Origin of the sequence: Brevibacillus brevis (genome assembly GCF_001039275.2) — a bacterium.
Classification (GTDB): Bacteria; Bacillota; Bacilli; order Brevibacillales; family Brevibacillaceae; genus Brevibacillus; species Brevibacillus brevis_C.
Genome location: NZ_CP030117.1, coordinates 2,023,426 through 2,047,553 on the forward strand (window position 1 = coordinate 2,023,426; position 24,128 = coordinate 2,047,553).

General features: G+C 44.0%; 29 protein-coding genes and 2 pseudogenes. 15 read left to right on the plus strand and 16 right to left on the minus strand.

All coding sequences use genetic code 11. The annotated features are described in order from the left end of the window. Window positions 1-103 precede the first annotated feature (103 nt). Entirely contained in the window at window positions 104-937 is an 834-nt protein-coding gene (locus tag AB432_RS10235; RefSeq protein WP_048032195.1) for a discoidin domain-containing protein, read from the minus strand. A gap of 244 nt (window positions 938-1,181) precedes the next feature. Here AB432_RS10235 and AB432_RS10240 point away from each other — a divergent pair. Further along, window positions 1,182-2,682 (plus strand): annotated as a pseudogene (locus AB432_RS10240) (recombinase family protein). Between the two features lie 33 nt (window positions 2,683-2,715). Beyond that, window positions 2,716-3,089, plus strand: a pseudogene (locus AB432_RS10245) (sigma-70 family RNA polymerase sigma factor); the annotation flags it as partial. Between the two features lie 479 nt (window positions 3,090-3,568). Here the strand turns inward: AB432_RS10245 and AB432_RS30480 are convergent. After that, entirely contained in the window at window positions 3,569-3,754 is a 186-nt protein-coding gene (locus AB432_RS30480; protein ID WP_162630235.1) for a hypothetical protein, read from the minus strand. Window positions 3,755-3,805: 51 nt separating this feature from the next. Next, window positions 3,806-4,138, minus strand: coding sequence for a DUF2834 domain-containing protein (locus AB432_RS10250; protein ID WP_048032196.1), 333 nt, complete (start codon window positions 4,136-4,138; stop codon window positions 3,806-3,808). A 426-nt stretch (window positions 4,139-4,564) separates the two neighbouring features. Here AB432_RS10250 and AB432_RS31495 point away from each other — a divergent pair, with 426 nt between their 5' ends. Then, window positions 4,565-4,681, plus strand: coding sequence for a YopX family protein (locus AB432_RS31495; protein WP_113732267.1), 117 nt, complete (start codon window positions 4,565-4,567; stop codon window positions 4,679-4,681). A 68-nt stretch (window positions 4,682-4,749) separates the two neighbouring features. On the opposite strand, the gene AB432_RS10260 is transcribed toward AB432_RS31495, so the two are convergent. Continuing rightward, window positions 4,750-5,196, minus strand: a complete 447-nt coding sequence (locus tag AB432_RS10260) for a hypothetical protein (protein ID WP_082195898.1) — start codon at window positions 5,194-5,196, stop codon at window positions 4,750-4,752. 591 nt (window positions 5,197-5,787) lie between these two features. Continuing rightward, on the minus strand, window positions 5,788-6,267 hold the full coding sequence (locus tag AB432_RS10265; RefSeq protein ID WP_048032197.1) for a hypothetical protein: 480 nt from the start codon (window positions 6,265-6,267) through the stop codon (window positions 5,788-5,790). A gap of 371 nt (window positions 6,268-6,638) precedes the next feature. Between AB432_RS10265 and AB432_RS10270 the strand changes: the two genes are divergently transcribed. Next, window positions 6,639-7,193, plus strand: a complete 555-nt coding sequence (locus AB432_RS10270; RefSeq protein ID WP_048032198.1) for a hypothetical protein — start codon at window positions 6,639-6,641, stop codon at window positions 7,191-7,193. Window positions 7,194-7,427: 234 nt separating this feature from the next. On the opposite strand, the gene AB432_RS10275 is transcribed toward AB432_RS10270, so the two are convergent. Continuing rightward, a complete protein-coding gene (locus AB432_RS10275; RefSeq protein WP_048032199.1) occupies window positions 7,428-7,856 on the minus strand; it encodes a NucA/NucB deoxyribonuclease domain-containing protein in 429 nt (142 codons plus the stop codon). 533 nt (window positions 7,857-8,389) lie between these two features. On the opposite strand from AB432_RS10275, the gene AB432_RS10280 reads away from it, so the two are divergent. Next, a complete protein-coding gene (locus tag AB432_RS10280) occupies window positions 8,390-8,875 on the plus strand; it encodes a hypothetical protein (protein ID WP_048032200.1) in 486 nt (161 codons plus the stop codon). A 97-nt stretch (window positions 8,876-8,972) separates the two neighbouring features. Next, the gene (locus AB432_RS10285; protein WP_048032201.1) at window positions 8,973-9,392 is read left to right on the plus strand and encodes a hypothetical protein; all 420 of its coding nucleotides are present in this window, start codon (window positions 8,973-8,975) and stop codon (window positions 9,390-9,392) included. A gap of 157 nt (window positions 9,393-9,549) precedes the next feature. On the opposite strand, the gene AB432_RS10290 is transcribed toward AB432_RS10285, so the two are convergent. Further along, entirely contained in the window at window positions 9,550-10,341 is a 792-nt protein-coding gene (locus AB432_RS10290) for a DUF2935 domain-containing protein (RefSeq protein WP_048032202.1), read from the minus strand. Window positions 10,342-10,541: 200 nt separating this feature from the next. Here AB432_RS10290 and AB432_RS31290 point away from each other — a divergent pair, with 200 nt between their 5' ends. Next, the gene (locus AB432_RS31290; RefSeq protein WP_048032203.1) at window positions 10,542-10,664 is read left to right on the plus strand and encodes a hypothetical protein; all 123 of its coding nucleotides are present in this window, start codon (window positions 10,542-10,544) and stop codon (window positions 10,662-10,664) included. Window positions 10,665-10,877: 213 nt separating this feature from the next. Here the strand turns inward: AB432_RS31290 and AB432_RS10295 are convergent, their stop codons facing one another. Then, complete coding sequence (locus AB432_RS10295; RefSeq protein WP_048032204.1) at window positions 10,878-11,684, minus strand: DUF2935 domain-containing protein; 807 nt, start codon at window positions 11,682-11,684, stop codon at window positions 10,878-10,880. Between the two features lie 131 nt (window positions 11,685-11,815). On the opposite strand from AB432_RS10295, the gene AB432_RS10300 reads away from it, so the two are divergent. The 5 genes from AB432_RS10300 (at window position 11,816) to AB432_RS10320 (ending at window position 14,692) form a co-directional block, all read left to right on the plus strand. Next, entirely contained in the window at window positions 11,816-12,310 is a 495-nt protein-coding gene (locus AB432_RS10300) for a DUF1648 domain-containing protein (protein WP_048032205.1), read from the plus strand. 138 nt (window positions 12,311-12,448) lie between these two features. Further along, a complete protein-coding gene (locus AB432_RS10305) occupies window positions 12,449-12,874 on the plus strand; it encodes a DMT family transporter (protein ID WP_048032206.1) in 426 nt (141 codons plus the stop codon). Between the two features lie 24 nt (window positions 12,875-12,898). Continuing rightward, entirely contained in the window at window positions 12,899-13,597 is a 699-nt protein-coding gene (locus tag AB432_RS10310) for a Crp/Fnr family transcriptional regulator (RefSeq protein WP_048032207.1), read from the plus strand. Between the two features lie 21 nt (window positions 13,598-13,618). Next, the gene (locus AB432_RS10315; RefSeq protein ID WP_048032208.1) at window positions 13,619-14,086 is read left to right on the plus strand and encodes a DMT family transporter; all 468 of its coding nucleotides are present in this window, start codon (window positions 13,619-13,621) and stop codon (window positions 14,084-14,086) included. Window positions 14,087-14,188: 102 nt separating this feature from the next. Next, complete coding sequence (locus AB432_RS10320; RefSeq protein ID WP_048032209.1) at window positions 14,189-14,692, plus strand: CarD family transcriptional regulator; 504 nt, start codon at window positions 14,189-14,191, stop codon at window positions 14,690-14,692. A gap of 69 nt (window positions 14,693-14,761) precedes the next feature. Here the strand turns inward: AB432_RS10320 and AB432_RS10325 are convergent, their stop codons facing one another. Continuing rightward, window positions 14,762-15,730 carry a GNAT family N-acetyltransferase gene (locus tag AB432_RS10325; protein ID WP_048032210.1) on the minus strand — a complete coding sequence of 323 codons (969 nt, stop codon included), beginning with the start codon at window positions 15,728-15,730 and terminating at the stop codon, window positions 14,762-14,764. A gap of 151 nt (window positions 15,731-15,881) precedes the next feature. Continuing rightward, window positions 15,882-16,949, minus strand: coding sequence for a CapA family protein (locus tag AB432_RS10330; protein WP_048032211.1), 1,068 nt, complete (start codon window positions 16,947-16,949; stop codon window positions 15,882-15,884). A 151-nt stretch (window positions 16,950-17,100) separates the two neighbouring features. On the opposite strand from AB432_RS10330, the gene AB432_RS10335 reads away from it, so the two are divergent. Beyond that, complete coding sequence (locus AB432_RS10335; protein WP_048032212.1) at window positions 17,101-18,276, plus strand: UDP-N-acetylmuramoyl-tripeptide--D-alanyl-D-alanine ligase; 1,176 nt, start codon at window positions 17,101-17,103, stop codon at window positions 18,274-18,276. Between the two features lie 148 nt (window positions 18,277-18,424). Next, window positions 18,425-18,775: a transporter gene (locus tag AB432_RS10340; RefSeq protein ID WP_082195899.1), complete on the plus strand. Its 351-nt coding sequence runs from the start codon at window positions 18,425-18,427 to the stop codon at window positions 18,773-18,775. 58 nt (window positions 18,776-18,833) lie between these two features. Here AB432_RS10340 and AB432_RS10345 read toward each other — a convergent pair whose 3' ends face one another. The 6 genes from AB432_RS10345 to AB432_RS10370 form a co-directional block, all read right to left on the minus strand. Beyond that, a complete protein-coding gene (locus tag AB432_RS10345; RefSeq protein WP_048032213.1) occupies window positions 18,834-19,607 on the minus strand; it encodes a FixH family protein in 774 nt (257 codons plus the stop codon). Between the two features lie 6 nt (window positions 19,608-19,613). Next, window positions 19,614-20,225, minus strand: a complete 612-nt coding sequence (locus tag AB432_RS10350) for an SCO family protein (protein WP_048032214.1) — start codon at window positions 20,223-20,225, stop codon at window positions 19,614-19,616. 34 nt (window positions 20,226-20,259) lie between these two features. Next, a complete protein-coding gene (ctaG, locus tag AB432_RS10355) occupies window positions 20,260-21,129 on the minus strand; it encodes a cytochrome c oxidase assembly factor CtaG (RefSeq protein WP_007727822.1) in 870 nt (289 codons plus the stop codon). Window positions 21,130-21,305: 176 nt separating this feature from the next. Beyond that, window positions 21,306-21,776, minus strand: coding sequence for a thioredoxin family protein (locus tag AB432_RS10360; protein WP_048032215.1), 471 nt, complete (start codon window positions 21,774-21,776; stop codon window positions 21,306-21,308). Window positions 21,777-21,779: 3 nt separating this feature from the next. Beyond that, on the minus strand, window positions 21,780-22,208 hold the full coding sequence (locus tag AB432_RS10365) for a disulfide oxidoreductase (RefSeq protein ID WP_007727820.1): 429 nt from the start codon (window positions 22,206-22,208) through the stop codon (window positions 21,780-21,782). Window positions 22,209-22,380: 172 nt separating this feature from the next. After that, window positions 22,381-23,166 carry a metallophosphoesterase family protein gene (locus AB432_RS10370; protein ID WP_048032216.1) on the minus strand — a complete coding sequence of 262 codons (786 nt, stop codon included), beginning with the start codon at window positions 23,164-23,166 and terminating at the stop codon, window positions 22,381-22,383. 176 nt (window positions 23,167-23,342) lie between these two features. Here AB432_RS10370 and AB432_RS10375 point away from each other — a divergent pair, with 176 nt between their 5' ends. After that, the gene (locus AB432_RS10375; protein WP_048032217.1) at window positions 23,343-24,062 is read left to right on the plus strand and encodes a cupin domain-containing protein; all 720 of its coding nucleotides are present in this window, start codon (window positions 23,343-23,345) and stop codon (window positions 24,060-24,062) included. The last annotated feature ends 66 nt before the right edge of the window (window positions 24,063-24,128 follow it).

The following is a 24,128-nucleotide window of genomic DNA, read 5'->3' on the forward strand; positions in this document are numbered from 1 at the left end:
GTATTCGTCGATTATATCCTCTCTACCGACATAGATTACAACGGCAACGGAGTCTTCAAAAGTGCGAGGCACCTTCCAGTTTTATAGGAGGTGCCTCGTCGTGTTATTTGGTATATTCCATCACTTCAAAGGATTGAATCTTACTGAATGCTACATAATCTTTTCGACCTGTAAATGGGCCTTTATTAAAGTCCTTATCAAACATGTATGTCTCTTTGCCGCGACCATCTGCACGGTCATTGTACCAGTCGATGAAGTCTTGTACTTCGGATGCAGTTAGCTCAAATTCTTTCTCAAGACCACTAATCATTTTAATTACAAGAAGTGCGTTATCACCAGTTGGGGTTGGCTCTGGTTCAGGCTCCGGCTCAGGTTGTGGTTGAATATTCTTTGACATCATTTCTATTTCGCCAAGTGAGAGGGCTGCACCATCATTATTAGAAGAAATATTAATGCGATATGTTTTATAGCTATTTGGATTATCGAAAGTATATTCCTTTACTTCACCTAACACCCAATTAGTAACATTATTACGGACATCTAATACTACCCAATCACTACCATCCCAAGCTTCAAAGGTCCAATCTCTCGGATTCTCATTAATACTTAAATTATAATTCCTTGATTTTAAGGTGTATTTTGAAATAGTTTGTGGTGTTTGAAATTCATAGGATATCCATCCGGATTTTATTCCTTCGCTAGTTACCCATCCATAATCATTGGCTGAATCATTAAATGCATTATAGGGTTGATGACTCCCACTCCATTGACTACTAGCACTTACAATACCACTTGGAGTATTATTGCTTGTCATGATAGGAATCAAATCATCAGAATATTGATCTTCCGCATGACCAATGTTCTGACCAGAAAATAAAACAGAAAACATAAGGGCAAAGCGAAAGAAATGCTTGCTGAGCTTCTTTGTTAAAATCATGATAATCCTCCTCGGAATTCAAAAAATGGATAATAGATCAAAACACCATAGAAATATATTACAGTTCGTTGATTTGAGCAAAACAGTAAAAGGAATAAATTCAAATCAAAGGGACAGTCAGCGAAAATAGTCAAAGTGAGTTCAAAAAAACCGTCCCTGAATTTCAGGTGACGGGTTTTCGTGTTTCCTCACTACTTATGACAAGCCGTTCGCGCATATCTTCTCGACAGGAGGGAGAAGCCGTATGATCGGAATATATGCCAGGGTGAGTACAGAGGAGCAGGCCAAGAGCGGATTCAGCCTCGACGATCAGTTAAGGGAATGCAGGAAGAAGGCAGCGACGAGTGAAGCTGCCGAGTACATAGATGATGTATCAGGCGAGTTCCTAGATCGTCCGGCTCTCTCAAGGCTAAGACAAGATGTGAAGGATGGGGTCATAACAAAGATTGTGTGTCTGGACCCTGACCGTTTGTCGCGTAAGCTAATGAACCAACTGCTTATTACAGATGAATTTGATAAGCGTGGTATAGAGCTTGTGTTCGTGAATGGAGAATATGCAAAAACGCCTGAAGGTCAACTCTTTTACAGCATGCGTTGGAGCAATTGCTGAATTTGAGAAGGCAAAAATTAATGAGCGTATGAGTCGTGGAAGAAGAGAAAAGGCAAGACAGGGCCGCGTTCTCCGTGACTTTCAAATATATGGGTACAGTTATGATTCTGAGAAGGAACAGATAGTAATAAATGAAGCTGAGGCAGCAGTAGTGCGACTTGTATTTGATCTGTTTACTCAGCCAAATGATCTTGTTGAAGGGATAAATGGAATAGCCGTTTACCTGACCAGCAAGGGAGTTCCTACAAAGCGGGGGGCGAGTGTATGGCATCGACAAGTGGTACGTCAGATGCTGATGAATGAGGCTTACGTGGGGAGATTTTATCAAAATAAGTGGAATACGGAAGGGATGCTGGGCAATCAGTTTCGCCAGCCAGATGAGAAAGTCCGTATGAAAATGCGCCCAAAAGAAGAGTGGATATTGTTGCCATGCCCATCCATCATTAGTGAAAAGAAATTTGAACATGCCCAAAGACTACTAAAGGAATCTAGAAGAAGATGGGCGGGCCGGAGCTTTAACGAGTACCTCTTAAGCGGCTTAGTACGGTGCGGGAATTGTGGAAATACGATGCCAGGAAGAAAAGTGAAAAACTGGGGCCAACATGTATTTGAGTATACCGACGTTAAGAATACAGCAGGTGCAAAAAATAAGGGATGTGGTCGCCGTGTCAGATGTGAGTAATTGGACAATCAGGTTTGGGAAACGGTGGCGTCCTGGTTGAATAATCCTGACGAGATTGCCGTGGCAGTGGAAGATAAAGTGGAAACTCCATTCGAGCAAGTGGAGATGGAACGCTTGCAAAAGGAACTCGAAAAAACAAAAGCGGGTCGCAAGAGATTGCTTAAATTGTTTGCTTCCGGCGAAGATGATATTGGTGAAGAAGATATTCGCCAAGAGTTAAAAGAACTGAAGGAGAAGGAAGATAAACTGAATCAGCGTCTCAATGAGCTGCTGGATCAAACAAAACAGCAGGTCGATTATGAGTATAGCCGCAACTTAATCCAGGAAGCTGCTGAATATTATTTATCGAAGGCACAGGATGAGCTAAGCTTTGAGGATAAAAAAGAGCTGATCCGACATGTGGTAAGGGAAATAAGAGTATTTGAAGAGAGCGTGGGGATATTCACGTTTTAAGTCTTTCTAAGCTCCTCTTTTGACATTTAGATTGAAATCCTCATGCATCTAAGAAGCCTGAAAAAACCAAAAAAGACGTATCCTTGCACGACCCAATCGGGACGGATAAAGAAGGGAATGAAATTACCTTAATCGACGTCCTTGGCACAGAAACCGACGAAGTGGTCGACGCTGTACAGCTCAAGCTGGAGTCCAATAAGATTTACCAGCACATACACATCCTTGATGAGCGCGAAAAAGAGGTGATCATCGGCAGGTTCGGGCTGGATCAGGACAAAGAAAAGACACAGCGTGAAATTGCACGTGAGCTGGGCATTTCTCGTTCGTATGTATCCCGTATCGAAAAGCGAGCGTTAATGAAGCTGTTTAATGAGTTTTATCGAACGAAACAGCCGCAGGGAAGATAAAAGTTCAAGGCGTAAAGGAAATTCATTTGAAAAAGATCACCCGTAAGAGAGGCATTCTTTAAACCAGCCGTCTTACGGGTGATTGCTGTGCGAGTAGCTTCAAAAATGATTGTATCCGCACCACTTTCATTTTTTACACGAAAAAACAATCGTAACATCTGATGCATTTGAAACAATTCACCCTGATGTAAAGCTTAAAGTCGGAAGCAAGGTGGGAATTGATCTATATTCGCATTTAAATCTTTTTGTCCTAAGTGATATTTATCTAAATTGTATCCAGTCTGAAGGTTATTCAGAAAAAGAAAGAAGGTAAGGATAGTGCGAACAAATGAGCGACTTTAGTAGGCAGAAGACCTCTACATGAAACAACACTCCTTTTCTTGGAGCGCAACGTAGCAGGATGGGCAAAAAAGAACCCACCGATAGCACATTCACTATGGGTGGGATTGGGAATCGTTACCCTGCCTATGGCTCACTCTTTAGGGATTCAATCCAATCAGCATGACAGGTATCGCACAATAGTTCGTTGCGATCCTGCTTACCTTGGAAAAACGTGATTTGGCGAACGCTGTCGGTTTCACGTTCACAATAATAACAGCGATATTTCCCCAATTCGTTCCCTCCTTGAAGAGTTTTTCAAGAGTAACGATAGTTATTCTCCCCATCTATGGTTTTATCTAACACGCTAGAAATTTTTCAAATGATCATAACCTCAATTATGTTAAATCAAATCGTTTATGACCTTCTATGGTTTTTTGTCTGAAGTAAAGAAACAGAGGAAAAGCAAATGATAGACCAACAGTTAAAGTTGCAGCTATGTAAATCCACCAATGCTTAATGTGATGCTTTCTAACTTCTTGAAAAAGAAATACCCAGAAAATTAAGCAAGAGATTAGAAAATCGGTTGCAAAAAACGAAGAAATGTTGTTTGCAAAAAGTTCCGATGTAAAGAGTTTGATATCTAATCCATTTGCACGAAGGAACGGAATGAAATAACTGTAAGGCAAGACTGCTCCCAAAATTGCCAGTAACAAATATAAGTTTTTCATTCTCAACTTCCCACCCTTATTTTTGGGAATATTATACAGTAGGCAAAGAGTCAACTTCAATCCGTTTGAGAGTGAATTATTTGGTCTAAATACCATGGTGAACAATATTGTAGTTTTCATGAAAAGCCCGTTCAGCAATTGCTGCCAAAGCAGCTAGGGTTTTCGTCAGATCATCTCTGGTGCAAGTGTCTTTGAGCAGGTTCGCACCTTCGTTACGAATGATTGTAATGCCGTGGTAATTTAAGCCGGTTTGGTTGTTAAACTATTGGAATGTATGAGACAACATAATGAAATCCGTATAAGATACCGATTTTGGATATTACGACAAAGGGCGCTATGCCTGGCAATTAGATGACGTTTAGCAGATAGATGAGCCGATGACATCGAAAGGACAGCAAGGACTCTGGAATTGGGGAGGGGAACGGGATGCAATTCACCAGGCTACGTGAAAAGAACGGCAAGGAGATTTTCAAAGGGGATATCTTGCAAGATATCACTAACAGCGATGCTGCCGTCTGCTTAACAAAAGAGAAATTTAGATAATCAAGTTGTTTAAACAAACGAAATTAACAAGAGGCCTTCCGTAGAAAGCCTCTTTCAAAAGAGTAGGTTTATGGTGTTGTGACTGAAATAGTACCAGAAGTTCTCCCGGTCCTTTTGCTGTTATATCTAATGTAATATTCGCCAACTGGTAGCGGTTTACTACTTGTGAAGCTAAAGGATCCATTTCCATCTAAGTTTGCACTGCCATAGGAGGTTGTAGTACCATCCGGACGGTCTTTAACAATTGCATAGAGAACATAAGCGGTGTCACTATTATGAGTCTGACTCACATTAACTGTAACATAGCCTTCTGTATTTACATTGAAATACCCAGACGAACTAGTCTTATTACTTTTGCCTAAGTTCGAAAAATTTGCTACTTGTGTTGTTGTAGAAGGTACAACGGTATTAGAAGTTTGTTGAGAATTGGCGGCTTCTGCCCCTGTTGGAATAACAAAAGAGGCAGTAAGTAATGCGAGCATAGCTGCTTGAGCAAACTTTTTCAAATCTATCATCTCCCAATTTTCGAATTTTAGTATATATTACATAATAACGAGGGGGAATTGGAAAGATGAGGGGACAAGAGCAACTGTCATTTCTGGAACCAATAGATGAAAAAAAGTCAGAAAAGCAATTACCACCTATCCCTTGTCAATGGCGAACCTGAGCGAATCTATGGGGATGACGAATGCGACCTTACGAGAGGGAGGACATTCTGAGCCTGAACGAACCAGTTGCGATGAGTGTAGCAGGGAACCATGCAATTATTTCTCATTGTATGCATTTCAGCAGTTTTCAAGTTTTGGGACCCCCTCTCGGAGCTTTGAAAAATCGGGAATTACTCTGCTGGGATTTACCGGACAGGCGAGACCTAAGGCTTCGGGCTCTCGGCCCTTGTCGGTTACATCTCATCTTTGTCTACGGAATATGGTAGTCACAATAGGGGAACACCCCCGTATGTTGGCGGGATATTGAGAGGCTGTCATGTTGATGATTGGTTCTAAGAGTGTTAAGAGGGATAGAATGAAGTGAAACAAGCCACCCAGTATATGAGTGGCTTGTCTTTGAGGGAGTCGTGGTCTCCCTGCTCAATGGAAATGTGTAGCTTAATCCAAGTACCTGCTATATACATAGTATTCATCAGGAAGGTTGTCATTAGAAATGATTGTATCTACTCTTAGGTTGTATGTTTTGTTTGCTTCGAGGTAGACATCGAAAAACTTATTATCGTAATTGGCGACATTTGCGTTGTACGACCCATTTGCATTTAATCGTAGCCAAAAGTCTTGATATCCTACACCACTACCTTTTGTTCCACGAGCGTAGACAAACTCAAAGCGAACGGTGCCTGATCTTGGAGGAGTAACTTTATAATAATCGGTGGATTGGTCATCTTGAAAACCATTAATTTGTCCACCGATAGCATAGAGACCGGCACCACTTAGTTTGTTGTTGTCCGGCTCAATGTCAGGATAAGTTGCTGAGGCATTAAAATTATCTAGTGCTGGAGACTCCTTAGCAGAGGCAACGGGGATGAGACTAGAGAGCAAAACTAATGTAAGCAACCCAGACATTACTTTTTTCACACGCTAATACCTCCTAAAATTTGGTATATAATATTATTACCACCTTATATGTTGGTTGTATATGGAATTTTTTGGATTTTATTTTAATTTATATTTCTCATCACTATATAATTGATCTAATGGTTTGCCAGCTAAAGCAGGTGGTTAAATGTAGTTAAAGATGGAATATAATAACACTGTACCCATCAGGCATCAACCAAGCAACATACGATTAAAGATAGATTTGAGAGCCCTCTTTTATTAAAAAGAGGGCTCTACCTTATGAAACAGGGCGAAAATGTTGCGAGTAACAAGGGAAATATATTACGATTCCATATATATCTTTGATTATGAGCTAAACTTATGATTGGTATGTAGAAAGGGAACGCCATATGTTCGCACAAGAAACATATATTTTAAAACCAAGACAGTTCATAAACCAAGAAGAAATGTGTAAAGAAAACAAAACCTTCATTGACTGCTTTGATTTAGTTTTTGTCCCATTGGACGATAGGGAAGAAATGAATAAGTACTTCTCGTGCAAAAGAGATCGCCGGTATGTTGATACAGCCATTCACCTTACCTTCAATGAGGATACATTGTTGCATAAACATGTCTTCGAAACCGATCTTTGGGGCGATTTTTTATCCCTCGTGAGTCGATTTATCAAATTTAATTTTGCTAATGTTCAATTCACTGGCACACAGAGTTATTTTTCACTAGTAGATCTTCCAAGTAATACTATTCAATATTCAGTTAAAGTGACTGACTCGATTTTTGATTTTGAGAAAGAAACGATTCTGCCTAAAAAGGAATTTGTCGAATTCATCCTAGTAGAAACCATAAAATTCAGTGAATCAATGATAATGTCCGGTTTTAACCAAAAATATTATGAAGATAGAATGAAACGGGCTACTCAGTGGTTGTATTGTGTTGATTTTTTGTAACTAGAAATGATAAGAGTCATTGAATCGAGATCAGGCTCACTATTCCATGAAAATGAAATCTGTGCATGATCAGATGAGAGTCTATCCTGTACCAGCAATGATCAGCAGCCCTAAAAACCAAGTTCCTGATTCCATTCAAGAAATAGATCACCCGTCCCTGTTTTAAGGAGACGGGTTCTTTGCTGTGAAATGTTTATTCGTATCAGTAATCTGTGGGTGCACAAAACAGACACTTTATTTGACCAGGATTTCAACCTTAGTTCCGTTTGGAAAATCCTCTAGTTGATTGGAAATCCACGATCCAGCTCCTCGATTATCGGATGGTGATATGTATTCGATATGTGCCCCTGTTCCACCCTCAGCACACATTGCCATCGGCCATTCGTCTCGATCGAGTCCCTTTTTTGTAGGTATGCCTTTGAGTGATTCTTCACGATTTTCATCTGCTCCATCGCGGTCAATTGTACATACAGCGGACTTCCCAGAGGCAATCGCTTTTTTGATATGCTTTGCAGTCTGAGGGTATCGATCAGATGGAAAAACAATCGTATGGTCTACGTTCCCGTTGCTGACTGTTTTGTTCTCTATTGGCACAAGTCCAAAGAAATAGGCGGCTCCGACCAGCAGCACCACAATCAACATCAGCATTTTTCTGTGTGTCATGCTTTTGTCCTCCAATTAAGTTCTTTTTCAATAATAACACCACCCAGCGATATGTCGAAGGGATGTGATTAGCTTGAGCAAAGGGAACTAGCTATACCTGCAAAGGTCAGAAGTCCAAAGAATGAGGGACCCAAATATATCCTAACCTATGAATAAAAAGAGGCACCATCCTGTCTTAGAGGAGGTGTCTCTCATGTTATTTAGTATATTCCTAAGTTAAATTACTCGTCACTTTTGCCAAAGTATGTAAAAACATTCCAAATTCCAATAGCTAAATAAAGGAAGCGGCCACGCCAAACTCCTTTGGGAATTACTATGCAGGGATTTACCGGACTGGGGGAATAAATGGAGATTATGCTAGCTAAAAGGAGAAAATTGGAACGTTTTTAAATAATACGGTTGTATTGTTTAGAAACGCATGCTATGATGTCTTTGAAATAATTGGAAGGAGATGGGAATGATGTATTAATTTTGGTTTTATAAAGAAATATGAAAAAGGATTTGTTCGAAAAGATTAAGTGGGAGTGTGGAGTATGATTAAAAAGTTAATGACTTTAGGTGCCGTTGTTTCTGCATTAACTTTCGGTTCGCAAGTTGTGTTTGCAAATGACGTTTCACAAACTGAGAAATTAGGTCAAGAAAAGATTAGGTTACAAGAGGGCAGTGTCATTGGTAGAGATCAGCAAATCAAAAATGTTCAGCAGCAATCAAATGAAAACATCTTTTTTAGAAAACTAGGATTAAGAAATACTGATGGATGGATCGCTTTTGAGGATTATGCCCAGTTCACTGTTAACTACTACCGAATAGTAGAGATTACCACCCACCATACGGGACAGAATGCTGATATCGAATACGTAGTGGTTTCCCCAGGTAAGGAACCAAAGACGTTTCAGATAAAAGGAGAAGTCATAGGCAAACAGACGTTTTGGCTCCCACCTGGCACGTACTATGTGAACTTCCGTAATCACTCAAGTGATCCGGCTGATGTTTCTGTATCGGTAAATCAATACATGTAATGACCAGTAAGACTCACCATGACCAAGTCTACTCCCTATCAACTTGCTCTTCTTCAGAAGGCGGGTAAAAAGAAATGTAAAAAGGAGTGTTTTTACGATGAAAAAGTTTATGACAAGCTTAGCGACAGTGGCATTATTGACTTCAGCAGTTCCTGCATTTGCACAGGAGGAGCAGCAAACACCTGTAACTACTGCAACCACTCCATATTCTTCATCTAACGAGTTATCAAAAGCTTCTGCTGAACAGGAAGAGTTTCAAGATATTGAAGTGCGTTTTAATCATGTTCCAAATGTAGATAGATATAAGTGGGTTCGTTACAATATAACCGATGGATATGAGGACGCAGGTGGTACTTCGTACTCAACTAGCACAAAAATTTATAGTTTGCGAATTGGAAAACTATACAGAATACATGCTTATGCTTTAGACCAAAACAATAATGTAATCGCAGTATCAAACGCGGTGGAAGTAAGAGGGGAAAGAGGGGAAACGGTTATTTTTCTTAATTTAAAATAATGGCTATCGGAATAGATAGACGTAAAAGCACCTCTTGGGTGCTTTTTTTATCGAGGTGGGCGGAGTCTCCCCATATTGAACAATTTAATGAGGTGTTTATGCGGACTCTTACGGGTGAATTTTGTTAGACAGAAGCTGTACCTCCTGTTTTCCTTCCCTACTTTACGTGTGTAAGGGATACTTCAAAGGCATCTAAAATCTCTAGAAAATGCGAGGCTTCTCTAAATACATGGTCAGCGAGCAACGGGGGGATTATGCTCTTGATTTTGCATTCCTCAATCAGATCACGAGCAGTTTTTTTGAAGTCACGCAATTGACGGACGGATACGCGATTTTGATCGACAAATTGATTCAGGAGCGGTTTCGTTTGAGACTGGGGACGCATGGAATCAAGATCCTGAGCTTGGAACAATAATTGATCAAAATCATGACTAAATTCTCTAGCTTGATCCACTAGCTTTCTTTCGGAAGGATCGAGCAAATGGTTAATAAATTTCGCATGGTCAGCCATGATTCGCAGGAAAAAGACATTTTCATTAATCACCGCATCTGGTAAGGGATCAAGGTTTCCTGTATTCAGTTGTTCTAATCGATTCCGGAAATAGGCGGCTTCCCGGCTCACGTGATCGACCAACAGCGGAAAGTTGTTACCACCGATTTTGCAACGAATAATGAGTCCGAGTACTTTGCGTTTAAAAGCCCAAATATAGGAAGCGGCATTGTGAACGATTTGATTAAAGTCATAGATTCGTTGAGGCTCTACATCAGAAGAAAAGGCAAGGGCTTGGCTTTCAATTTCTTCAAAAATGCTGTAAAAGCGATTCGCTTCTTCAATCAATTTTGTGTCTTCGCAGTTAAAGCCCAATTTGAGAAACAGGGAGTGTTCTTTCATGATGCGGGACCAAAAACGTATTTCCTCTAATGATCGTTCAACAAAAACATCTGTCATGTTGTACCTCCGCATAAGGATTTGGGCGGATCATAGCCCATTTTCCACTTTTGATCACATATGATGTATGTCTATGCGTTTACCCAGTTTCGTGAATGGGCATGAGCACAGAATGAATAAAAGAATGGTGCCCATTTCTTCATACAATTGTCTCGGGTGTGCTTGTCCCATAAAAAAACTCCCAGTAACGGGAGTTTTCCATGTTAAAAACGACGCATCGAATGCATTTGCGTTCTGTGGTGATGGGCCCGCATGCGATGGAAGTGTTCTCTTTCTCTAAAGGTATGATGACGCATGCGATCATGCCGATGTTCAAAAGCTAAAGAGCGAAAACGTTCTGCTTGCCTCATGTGGTGATGCATTCGCTGTCTGTGATGCTCAATAGGATCCATGACACTTCCTCCTTAACGTTGGTACTGTATAGCATATGAGGACAGCTTCCTGCTTGCTTATGCAAGAGTGGATATCGCAAAGAAAGAATGAAAAAGAGGCGTAAAGCCTTTAGCTTTCGCCCCGTTCTGAACATGGTTAAGCTTTTACTCGATTCGCGGTCTGGTCGGGAAACAGTCTGGTGATTGCACGTCGGCAACCTCAGATAGCTTCATCAAATAGTAGCATTCTTCTCGAGACATATGGTCGGCCATAAGTGGGGAGAAAACTCCTAGCAATTCATCGCACATTCGCATCTCTCCCAATTCATGCAAGAATACCTGAAAAAGCTTCATTTCCATTTCTGCTTGATGGTTAAAACGACGTAGTGCCGGGAAGTTATTCAAGTTTGTTCGGAGATACCCGGCCAACTCCACCGCTTTTAGGTAAAAATGCTCGAATTTTTTGGTGAATTGTTCACTTTTAAGCTGATAGTCTTTTTCCACCATGTCCAAAAGGGAAGTGATAGTGGCTGCATGCCCTACCGCATCGGATAGCCACAGAAGGTGGAGCTCTACCGGGTGATTGGCAGATGGTAAGCTTCCGGAGAGAAAAGCATGCAAAATTCGTTCATATTCTTCTAGTTCGTTGACCATGTGGTTTAAAAACGTTGGGGGAAGACTGATCGATATTTTACTGATGAGGTGCCTTTCCAAAATGTGGAGTTTAAAATCACGAAGTTGTTGGGTGAGCGCACTTGCTTGCTGGTTGAGGGTGAGAAGTTCATCTGAAGACAGGTTTTGCCTGGCGTTATCCAGTAAGTTATCGAATGACACGATAAAGTATATGGCTCTTTCAATCTCCTGCTCTTCATTCGGAGCGAGTGATTGAAAAATAAAGCGGGCATGATCGCCCAGAATTTGTAGCCAGAAACGATGCTCAAACAACATGCTTTCTCGCAAAGGGTCGTTCACTGTTTTTCCCTCCTTACTCCACATCAAGATATGTAAAAACGCCCAGAAGTGTGTAACGGATTGACCTTGACTCGGAAATAAACATAAATGGTAAAATACTTGTAGGAGCAGCAGCAGTAAGGGGGGAGAAAATGAAGAGGCCAATCATACATATCCCAAAGACAGGCAGCGAATGGTTATGGGATGTAGTTGGTTGTTTATTTTTCGTGGGATCGCTACTCTTTTTAGTCTTTGCATGGAATAAGCTTCCTGACGAGGTGCCTGCCCATTACAATGCTCTGGGTGAAGTAGATCGCTGGGGCTCAAAATGGGAACTGCTTCTTTTACCTGGGATTGGTGTCTTTATCATTTTCCTCATGCAGATACTCGAAAAACATCCAGAGCTGCATAATTATCCGGCACGCTTCACTGAATTGAATGCCGAGTCGTTTTATTTGCACAGTCGAAAAATCGTAAACCAAATAAAAAATAGCTGCTTAATTATTTTTTCCGTAATCTTGTTGGAGTCGGTTTCCATTGCGTTAGGATGGGGAGGCGGCTTTGGGAAATGGCTTCTGCCGATCACGATCATTGGGATGATTATTCTGCTTGTAATAGGAATCGTGAAACAGAAAAAGATTCAATGAGAAGAATGAGCGAGAGGGCCTTCAAACGGGAAGGCTCTCTCCTTTGTTTTTTGCAACAAAAACCATGAGGACATATGTCCTTCCCTATCCACCTTGCGATCCTTTTTAATTAGGAACAGATCAGTGTGAGGTGAGAGGATGAAAGGAATTATTTTTGCTATTTTGGGCGGTGTTTTCATTACCTTGCAAGGTGTAGCGAATTCAAGAATCAGTCAAGATATTGGTACTTGGCAAACCGCGACACTTACGCAGTTAACGGGTTTCCTCACGGCTTTTTTACTCCTGTTGTTTTTTCGAGATGGAAAATGGCAGGCATACAGGCGAGTGAAACCGTTATATTTGACAGGTGGGGCATTCGCCGCGTTTATCATTTTTAGCAATGTTACGGCCATTCACCATATCGGGGTAACCATGACGATTTCCGCCCTCTTGATTGCGCAGCTAAGCCTGACTTTTCTCATTGACAGTAATGGGTGGTTCGGTGTGGATAAACAAAAGATGAGGCTGCCGCATTTTATTGGGATCGGGATGATGATTCTGGGGGTACTGATACTGAGAGCCTGATGTCGAGAGGGTGAAACAAAAGAAATGAAGGAAATCGAAAATCGTGAGCTTTTGCAACAATATCTCCGTGACCATCAGTTAGCGTCTGTTTTTCATGAGCCTTTTCTGCCGTATTTGTCCTTGTTTCAATTTGAACAAGGGGAGCTCATTTGTGCTCAGGGCGAAACGGCCTGTCATCTGTATGTTTTGGTGGAGGGCAAAGTAAAGATTTTTACGACTTCCCCCGAGGGAAAAACCCTGATCCTTTCCTTTAAAAAGCCGCTTGAAGTGATCGGAGATATTGAGTATGTAAGGGGAATTTCTTATCTGAATTCGGTGGAAGCAGCCTCGTCTGTTCAGATGATCGGGATTCATTATCGCTGGTTGAAAAAATACGGAACAGACTACGCTCCACTCCTGCAATTTTTACTGCAAATCATTACGCATAAATTTTGTGTGAAGTCCAACTCATTAAGCATCAACCTTCTGTACCCAGTTGAGGTACGTTTCGCTCGTTATTTGTTGTCCGTTTCCATAGAAGAGTGGAATACTGCCAACAAAGAACAAATCAGTACGAGCAATCTCTTGGATGCAGCGAATATGATTGGGACGAGCTACAGACATTTGAATCGGGTCATCCAGCAGTTCTGCAAGGAGGGACTGATTGAGCGTGCCAATGGATTCCTTCTGATCAAGGATAGGGAAGGTTTAGCTAAAATGGCGAGCGAGACTTCGAACGAATAAGGAGACAGGAGTGTCAATAACATGGTAGTCGGGTTATTCTTCGCGTTACTGGCTGGCTTGTTGGTCAGCCTGCAAAATATTTTCAACAGGAAAGTAAGTGAACAGGCAGGAACATGGTCTACGACGACACTTGTGCTTGGGATGGGATTTCTGTCGTCTTTGACGATGGGTCTCATTTTCGAAGGCAATCAGTTGTTTTCGCTTCCAGCTATGCAGCCGTGGTACTGGTTCAGTGGCATGATCGGTGTTGGGGTGGTCTTTTGTCTGGTGCAAGGGATGAGACTGCTTGGCCCAACGTATGCCATCTCCATCGTTCTCACTGCGCAGCTCGGCTTTGCTTTATGGTCGGATTCAATCGGCTGGTTAGGGCTGGTTCAAGTGCCGATTACTTTCACGCAATTGTTTGGAGTTCTGGTCATTGTCGGGGGTGTGATCGTATTCAAACTAGGCGGCGAATGGCAACAGAAACGCTCCATGAGTAAGATGTAAATTTTTTATTGACTTAATTTTAAACGTCATGATAAAATAAAAAATTTTAAATTCGATATTTGTGCTATAATGGATATAGATTGCTTTGAAGGAGGTGGACGTATGTTTCAAGTTGGAGACAAGGTTTTTTATCCGATGCACGGGGCAGGCGTAATCGAGGCGATGGAGGAGAAAGAATTTCTGGGTGAAAAACACCTCTATTATGTGCTCAACATGCTGCTGAAAGAGTTAAACATCATGGTCCCGGTTGAAAAGATGTCCGCTCTTGGTATTCGAAAGGTGGTCGAATCCGACATTCTGGAGAATGTATTGGCCGCCATGCGAGAGGGGCAACGCGACACCGCCTTGAATGCAGCGCAGCGCTACAAGCTTCATACAGAAAAAATGAAGAGTGGCGATATTTACGAGCAATCTGAGGTCATTCGCGATTTGGTTGGTATGAGTAAAGAAAAAGTATTGGGAACGAGTGACAAAGTGATGCTGGATAATGCGCAGCAGCTCCTCATTAGTGAGATTGAATTGGTAAAAGACGTAGATACGGAACAGGCAACAGAAATGCTAAAGCAAGCTGTATGCCCGGAAGAAATGTCTGAGATTGTCCCATAAATATTGTCCATACAAGGGAAGTAAGGGGAGTGATTGTTACTGCAATCGCCCCCTTTTTTTGTATGTGCGTTAGAGCGGCAAGACATGATCCAGTGAGAATTCTTGGCGACTGGCAAAGTGCTGGTATCCAGCGCGTAAAAAGGCTTTGGCCATTGGCGTGTTTTTTACATCGGTATCTGCGCGAATGGATGTTTCTCCTGCTAGAACAAGAACGTCTGTGGCTTGCTTCAGCAATCGATCAATATAGCCGTGTCCTCTTTGCTCGGGGAGAACACCTATGTATCCAATCGTAGCAAAGGTAGGGCTGACCGTAGGCATCAAAAATCCAATGAGCTCATTTTTTTCTGTATAGGCAAGCTGCCACCATTCCGGTTCGTATTTCATTTGCTGTAAATCCTGGAACATTTCCTGTGCTTGGACTAGAGGGCCTTTTTCCATGCGCTCCTCTGTAATTTGTTGATCATAGGTGAATTGCGAGACGCGCATGATGGCATCCACAAATGCAGCTTCGCCAACCTCAGGAAGACTGCGGTAGACGATCAGATCATGCGCTTTGTTTGACGGTATAGCAGTTGCATCAATCGGAGCATGCCATTCAAAGCGGTTTGTTTCCCGGCTAATTCGGAAGCCGAGTGCCTCCAGTACATTTCTTCGCTCTTGGTGATCCGTTTGCCATTGGGGAGAGGAGGAAGGTGAATCCAGGACGTAGCCGATTTTCTCCGAAAGATTTCCTGCCATGAGTGTAAAGACTTCGCGTAAAAAATGAGCTCCAAGCGAAGGACATTCTGTTTCTTTCCATGGAAGCTCCCACAATACCAAATCAGTCGCTTGATTACTGCCAGGCAATGTCCAGAAGGCAAGACGACCAGTGATCTCACCTTGTACCTCCAGAATAAAGCACCAGTCCTGACGCATGGCTCCTCGTGCGAACATTTTGTCGAGGTAAGCAGCTATATCATCCCGAACGGATGCAGGGTGGTTCGGGAAGGCAAGAAATGCAGGTAAATCCTCCGAGTGGATACGGCGAACGGTGATCATGCAAGTCATCTCTCCTTTGTAACTATCTAAGTTAATTTCGTTAGTTACAAAAGGATTTTACCAAAATGTTCTGTGAATCGTCAATCGCGGTCTTTGTAGGAAAAGAGGAAGGGGAGGGAGTAAACTGACGGCTCCCTCGTTTGCTTCAGTGTTATTCAATCAATACGCCCCGCGACCTGCCTATGATACGGATGGCGCGATTCCACAGCAACTGGAGCTTTTTTCTCTGTAGGGGTCGCACATACAGATCAGGGCTTTTTAGATACGAACGCATGGGGATGACACGAAAGCGTATACGCCCTTGACTTACGTAGCGTTGCGAAAACGTCGGGATGACCGAAATTTGCTCGAGTGAAATCTGATTCCGCTCATCCTTCTCGACAGTAAATCGCAGGATTGCTCCGCACTGAGATTGATCAAACGAGAGCATTTTCTCTGATGTGAAATTGCCCAAAGAATACGCGACTAGTGTTTGTCTCTTTGTTCCGTGAGCAGTCGTGATACTCGGGGTGACAACAGGCTGCAGTACATGAGGGTGAGCCCCAAGGATGACATCAGCTCCGTTGTCAAGCAGGCTTTGTACGAGATGTCGTTGGCGAGTCGTCGGTGTATAGCGGAATTCAATCCCAAAGTGTAGGGAAATGATCACGACATCGACGAGAGGACGGACTTTTCTCAGGTCGGATAATATCGTGTCAAGATGAAGAAGTCGGACCATCCATGGCGTATGAGCGGGGATCACCTGCTTGTTTGTCCCGTAGGTGTACGCAAGCATGGCGATGCGAATACCGTTTACCTCCTTGATCAAGAAGGTATTTGCCTCCTCAAGGCTTCGATAGGTTCCGGTATGAGCAAGCTTGTATCGATCCAAAACATCAAGGGTTCGGCATAGTCCGGTTACTCCGCCATCCAGACAGTGGTTATTCACTGTCGTCAATACGTCAAAGCCAGATGCTTTCAAGTCCCGAGCCAATTCATCTGGACAGTTGAAGCGAGGGTAACCGGTTCGTGCCGAACCGATTTGATAGGGCTGCGCCTTCCCGGAAAAGGTGGTTTCTAAATTGCCAATCGTGAGATCTGTCGCTGAGAGAATCGGTGTCACGGGGTGAAACATATCCGTAAAAGAGAATTGATCTGTACCAGGCAGTCTGGCAGTTGCCACCTGCTCTTTCCACATCAGGATGTCGCCTACAGCGGCGATGGTGGCCTTCTTTTTCATTCGCTTCACCTCCCTTGCTACTCTATTCCAGAAGTCGTCCGTCTGATTTGGATAGTAGCGGAACGTTTTCATAGATAATGGTCTATACAGGCTGTCTATGTCGTTCATACAATAGGAAAGCTGATCGAGAGAAGAACGAGGCAAAGGGGTGATGCCCGTGAAAAAGAAGAGAAGAGCTGCTGTACCGGTAAAGACACTGATTCTCGACAAGCCGGTTATCGCCGTGACGGGAAGCGCAGGGAAGACCACAACAAAGGAAATGATCTACACCATCCTGAATCTACGCATGCCCACATATAAATCGATGTACAACAAGAACTTCCTGGGAAATACAAGAGCGCATACCAAAAGAATTCGGGACGAGCACAAGGCCGCAGTGCTTGAGTATGGAATTTATCGAAGCGGTCATTTGCGACAGCACTGCAAAATCATCCAGCCATCTATGGGAGTCATTACGAATATTGGCACGGCTCATATTGGAAATTTTGGCGGTGATGCTAGGCAGCTGGCGTTAGCAAAAACGGAGTTAATTCGTCATATGAAACCCACGGGAACCATTTTTCTGAATTGGGATTGTCCCTATTCTCGCGAGTTTATTCAACAGCCTTACCTGGGTTCGTTCATGGGAAAAATCGTGACATTTGGCAAGGAGCATGAGGCGGACTATAAGGCGGGGCGAACGAAAATAGAAGGCAATGGGTTTCGATTCGAATGTTCTTTGCGTGGAGAAAAGGAGTCATTTTTTGTTCCTATTCCTGGCGAGCATAATTTATACAACGCATTGGCTGCTATCGCAGTCGCACATACGATGGGGATTCCCGTCGATGACATTCGTCACGGGTTAAGTCAGTTTCGCGGACAGCGAAAACGTCTTACCAGCTATCGACTCGCGAATAACATTCAGGTGCTGGATGATACCTTTAGTTCGAATCCGGATGCGGCCAAGGCAGCGATTGATGTGTTAAGCCAGGTCGGGCATACCACAAAGATCGCCGTGCTCGCCAGCATGCTGGAAATGGGCAAATACGACGTGAAAGGTCATGAGGATGTCGGGAAATATTTGAGTCAAAAAAATGTAGACTATTTATATACGCTGGGAAGTAGTGCTAGGTATATTGCAAGAGCAGCGATTCGCTCCGGATTTCCGGCAAATCGGGTGAGACATTGCTTGAGTAAGGCAGGCTTGCATCGGCGTCTAGCAAAACAACTGCAGCCAAATACAGCCTTTCTCGTAAAAGGATCAAATCGGTTGAAAATGGGAGAGACTGTGCAATTTTTGTGCAGGGTTACAGCCCATCAAAGTAATCGAAACACTGGGAAAGGATAAAAGAGTGGGGACGCCTGCGGGGTGGCGGACAAGGGATTTATATACAGGCTATTGCGGAAAAAATAGGTGAATGACGGCGGGCAAACGCACATACCATCTGTGCGTTTGCTGCATTTCCTATAGGGAGACTAGTAGGAGGTGACACGTCATGTCATATCAATTTCCCCCTGGCGGCCGAGATGGTTCTCCAGATTTTCCAGGCTCCCCTGGTTCCCCCGGTTCACCAGGAGGTTTTCCCCCTCCGCCACCAGGTCCTCCACCGAGTAGGACGCCAAGTGCACCGGGAGCAAGAGGATATGGGGGAACACGCCGGATTGATGCTGGCGGATTCTATCCCTGCTTATATCGTTACACGTACGTTTGGCTGAAAAATGGTCGCTCTTTCTGGTTTTACCCCGTCTATGTCAGTCGTCACTCTGTAACTGGATACCGCTGGAATGGATATCGTTGGGAGTATTACGGGACAGACTTGAATCGAATCGCCTATTTTACCTGCTAACCGAATTTACGAGCAAAACGGCCATTCCTTGGGAGGATGGCCGCTTTATTTTGCATTCTTATTTTATGGAAAGTGAAAAATCTTTGTGATCATGAATGTCTCCCTTTTCCACATGGACCTTCACTGTATAATCTCCAGCAGTAGGGAACTGTACGTTGCCTTCATACTGACCAGCCGCCGTTTCCGTTGCATCGACGAAGCTGTGCTTTTGGTCAGTTCCCCGCCAGAACTCGAACTTGACTGTTGCTTTGTCCAACGCTTTGTTGTCTTTCATGAGATGAACGGTGAGAGCAGTTGGTGTTGCTACTTGAATATTGTCGGCTGGAGAGAAATGATAATCAACGGTTTCCCCATTCGCGTGACCTGCCGCCCCATGATCATGTGACTGACCTGCGTTAGCTGGAGGTGCGGATGGCGTCGTCCCAGGCGTCTCACCAGCCTTGCTGTTTACGGTAAAAGGTGTCTTCTGCATATTGTGGAAATCACGTGCCGTTACATGGTAGTAGACAAAATAAGAGCCTGGCTCGCTAATGATTTGTTGGGCCGTGTAGATACCGTCTCCTTGCAGCGAAGCCGGGATCGTTTCATGCTTTTCTTGCCCATCTTTCCACCATTCGAACTTCACTTCCTTGGCGTCATCCACGGGTTGGCCATCTTGCGTAACTTTAACGGAGAAGGTAACGGTGTCGCCCGCTACAAGCTCCTTTGGTTCCAATGTAAAGGCAGCCTCAACGGGAGCTCCGGGTTGAAAAGCTTGTTGCTCGTTCTCTTTTCCACAAGCGGCTAAAAGGAGCATAAGCATGGATAAGAGCAGAATCATCGTACGTTTCATGTTGGATTACCCTTCCTTCTTCAATTTCAACAGTTCCTGATAAATTTGTTCGGGATCGAAATCGTCACCCATGCCGAATTTTTGAATGACGGCATTGTTATCATCCACGAGATATGTACTCGATGTATGAGAGATAAATCCATCATCCATCTTATTGGCAAAAAAGCCAAGCGAATTTGTAACCGTTTTGATCGTTTCGTCATCACCTCGAAGCAGGGTCCAGCCTTGTTCTTGAATCCCCAATTGCTTGGCATAGTAGCGCATGACCTCAGGGGTGTCGTTTTGCGGATCAATCGTGATGGTCAAAAACTCAACGTCTTGCCCCATCAAGTTTGCTTCGAGCAAGCGCTTTTGCAACTGAACCATTTTTACCGTTGTCGTGGGACAAATATCCGGGCAACGGGTATAAATCAGCTCCACTAAGCGAAACGTTTTCTTTTGCGGTGCTAGCGAATAGGATTGTCCATCGATGGTTTGCAGAGTCACATCAGGTAATTTCGCCTGGGCGTTTTTGGGCCCGAACCAAACCCAAGAAGCGACAAGAGCAACAAGGACAAGGACGGGTAACAACAAGAGCAACCGTCGGATTCGAATAGCAGTAGCAGGGGCGATATTCACGTGTGTGTGGCGCCTCCTTTCTGATTCTTTTTGGCTATGGTGTCATGAGGCCGTCCTCTTCCTGATTCTTTTCTTTTCGATACCAGGTAGAGAAGATGTAAGCCAGGACGACTCCATACGTTAGCTCCTGCATGAGCTTCATTACTATTCCGCCCAGCCGTTGATCCTCCAGAGGGAGCAGTGGAACGGCGAACATCGATTTGTCGATCGGCGTGGAAAAGAATGGAGCGCAGAGCATGGACGGACCGTCTACATATGTCGTATACAACGGTGTTGCTGAAAAAATAATCAGTGCGCATGCAGGCGTAATCAAAACACCGTTAGCAAAGATGTAGGCAAGCTTTTGCAGTTCGGACAGACGGTGAATTTCCGGTATCGGTGCGACAACAGGCATCCACATCAAAATCGCAGTCACCAGCAGCAGTAAATGAATCAAATTATGCAGGGCCAGGTTGTTCATTGCCAAGTCTAAAATAACTGGCATATGGTAAAACGAGAACAGGGCATTGAACATGAGAATAGCAGGTATTGGGTGACTCGCTATGCGCATGAACAGCTTGAGCCCCCGACGATAGAACAGGCCGCGGATCAACCATGACGGGGTCCCTGCCAAGAGCAGCAAGGGCATTACGAGATAGAGTAACGATTGTTGCAGCATGTGGGCGCTAAACAAAAAATGCCCAGCCACGTTCAAAGGACTCCCCATACTAAAGTAAAAACCAATTAAGCCGAGAGTGAAAAAAGTCTTTTGCTTTCGTGTAACAGGTGTGGAATCTTGAAAAGTTTGGCGTAATGGTCCGGTCAGCGAGAAATAAGCCAGACCGATCAAGAAGGTCAAAAGAATCAGCTCTGGATTCCATGTCGCCCGAAAGCCAAAGGTTTCAGTGAAATAAGTGAGGGTCATGCGATTACCTCCGTTTTCAAGGATTATCCCCAGTACTCATTATAGGCAAATAACTGGAAAAGCCTAATGACTCGTTCGGGCTATTTCTTCCAAGAGAACGGAATTCTTCACATATTTGTCACGTATGTCCAATATAAAAGAGCCTCCCGCAAAGAATTGTGGGAGGCTACCAAATGTTATGATTTTTTCTGCTCTTCCAACCAAGCTTTCCATTCGCTTGCTTCACGTCCACCGACGAGTCGAGCTACTTCCTTGCCGCCCTTGTAATGAACGAGGGTCGGAGTGAATTCGATGTTGTATTCACCATAGCTGGCGTTAAATTCTAGCAAATTGAGCTTTTTCATATCGATGTCCAAGCTTTTCACGATCGGTACAAGGACGGGGGTAGTTGCTTTGCAATGCTCACAAACCGGGCTGTAAAAGTAAACAAACGCGTCTTCCTGATTATCGAGTTTACCTTTGAGCTCATTAGGCATAATGAGATTATCGTACAGCGGGTCACTCAATTGTTCGAGAGTAGCGGGGTGCAAATTGGCTTTACCATAAGGGTTTCCTTCCGCAAGCTGACGGTTCGAAATGTCAGCGTACACGATCGCACCGATCAGGATCGCAGCCACAAGGATGGATAGAAAGATGACTTTTTTCATGAATCATTTCTCCTTTGCATTTTTCATAACGATGACAAGCAGGATGCTGATCAAGGTGAAGGCAATGAGTGCAAGGAACGGAATTGTGATAAAGCCTAGCCAGTTAATATAGTCCGTGTTGCATGGCACAATGCCGCAAGCGCTACCGAGATCTTGCAGGGCAGGTATTTTTTGAATCGAGTAATGATACAGCGATGTGAGTCCTCCTATGATGGAGAGAATCAAGGCGTACGACGCGATCTTGTCATCTTTCTTCGCGGTGGCCACTCCGAGTAAGATGACGAGCGGGTACATCAAGATTCGCTGGTACCAGCACAGGTCACACGGTATGTACTTTAACACCTCTGAAAAAAACAAACTGCCTCCTGTTGCGATCAGGGAGACTCCCCAAGCGGCAAACATGGCTTGTTCCACGATTTGCTGACGTTTCATATAAACACCTCGTCCATATCTTAACATATTACAAATCGAAAGTAGATTATAAAAAGTAATAATTTGTTGAACGAATGGGCTTGTCTCCCGCATCATACTGGATGCACTACCCGATGCGCTTGCAGCAGGTAGGAGCACCAGTGCGAAAGCTCCCAGTTTTCCCCGAGCACGATCAGTAGACCCGTACTTGTGGAGAGGATTGCCTATCCCGAATCGGTACGAACATGGTTTGAAGAGAAGGCCATTCGACGAGCATGACGCCTCGCCAATATCCTGCGCCACCATCAATGCCGACGATATTGTCTCTGCGCCAAGGACCGCTGCCTGTGTATTCGGGCAATCCGGGAACAGGGGTATGACCAAAGATGACAGGGAGTTCTCCATCATAATAAAGATAAAAAGGCTCGCGAATCCATAGTAAATCTTGCGGATTTTGATCCTGCAAGCGGATGCCGGGTCGAATGCCTGCGTGTACCAAAAGTACGGCTGGAGCTCCTGTTCGCGGATCGGCTGGCAGCTCTATATACAGAGGAAGAGACGACAAGGTTGGCAAGGTTGTTGGATAGCGAGAAAGGATGAATTGCCGCGCTTCTTCTTGTTCCTGCAAAGAAGGCGTCCGGTTGAGAAAAGCTCGCCGAAGCGGGTGATTCCCTAAGAAAGAACGTATGGTGGCATCGCCGCCATTGTAGCGCAGGTATAACTCCGGATTGCCGTTTCCGGACAGCCAATCCTCGAGCATTTGCTCGTGGTTGCCTTTTATGAGATAGATTTGGTTCGGATACGCCTGCCGAAGAGCGAGTAGATCGAGCAATACTTCCTTTGATTCAGGTCCTCGATCGATCATGTCCCCCAATACGTACAGACGATCACCAGCTTGGGGCGAGAAGGAAACGTCCCGCAGCGCCTTTTGAAAAGCCTGATTCTGACCATGTATGTCCGAGACTAAATAAGTAGTCAAACAAGATCACCCTCCTCGAGTACCCGTTATGCCTTTTAATAGGATATGCTTGTGTAAAGGGGAGGGTGAAAGTTGTGTCACTTCCTCGATGGAATAGATGGGTGCACATATTTTGTGAACGAGAATAGAGATGCATAATGAGTCAAATACCCATACGGTGGGAGGATCAACGACAGATGGCTACTTCCTATCGCGACTATACATCGCCTAATACTCAGTTCACGTACGATCTGAGGAATAATCTGTTTTTCAAAAAGGACGATCGGAATTTTATCGATTCCCTGGGGATCGCACAATTAAATACATTGGGCAACAATTCGCTGCTGGATATTTTCCTGACAACGGGAAATGTAGTCGAGCCACACATTCATCAAAATGCAGCGGAGCTGGTGTATTGTATCGCTGGTGAGGCCATTGTGTCCTTAATCAATCCTTTTACTAATCAATTGCTCAACTACCATATTAAACCGAGACAAGTTGCCAATATCCCGCAGGGCTGGTGGCATTATGAAATGGCTTTGACAGACGATACGCATCTCCTGGCTATTTTTGATGCGCCTGTTCCTGAGGTGATCTTTGGCTCCGATATTTTGCGGTTGACTCCAGCAAGTGTGTGGGCACATACGTATTGTTTAGACGAAGCAAAGGTAAAAGAAACATTTGCGCCTCTTACCCAAACAGTCGTGATTGGCCCGCCTGTAGGATGTCAGCAGCAGGGGCAGTTGCCAGCTAGAGCAGCCTCAAGCCAGTACCCGTCCTATGGCTACTCGAGTCAGTTGCCAGACAGTTACGGTTATTACGATGCCTACTATGTGCAGCAGGGTGGGTATGGACAGCACCCAGTCTATCAACAGCCGACGGGATATCCGTCACAACCCGTTTATCCATCCTACTGAATGGAAAGACAGATGGTGTCCTGATGGGCAGGTCTCCCAATTCCGGCATTCTTCTATTACAATCAG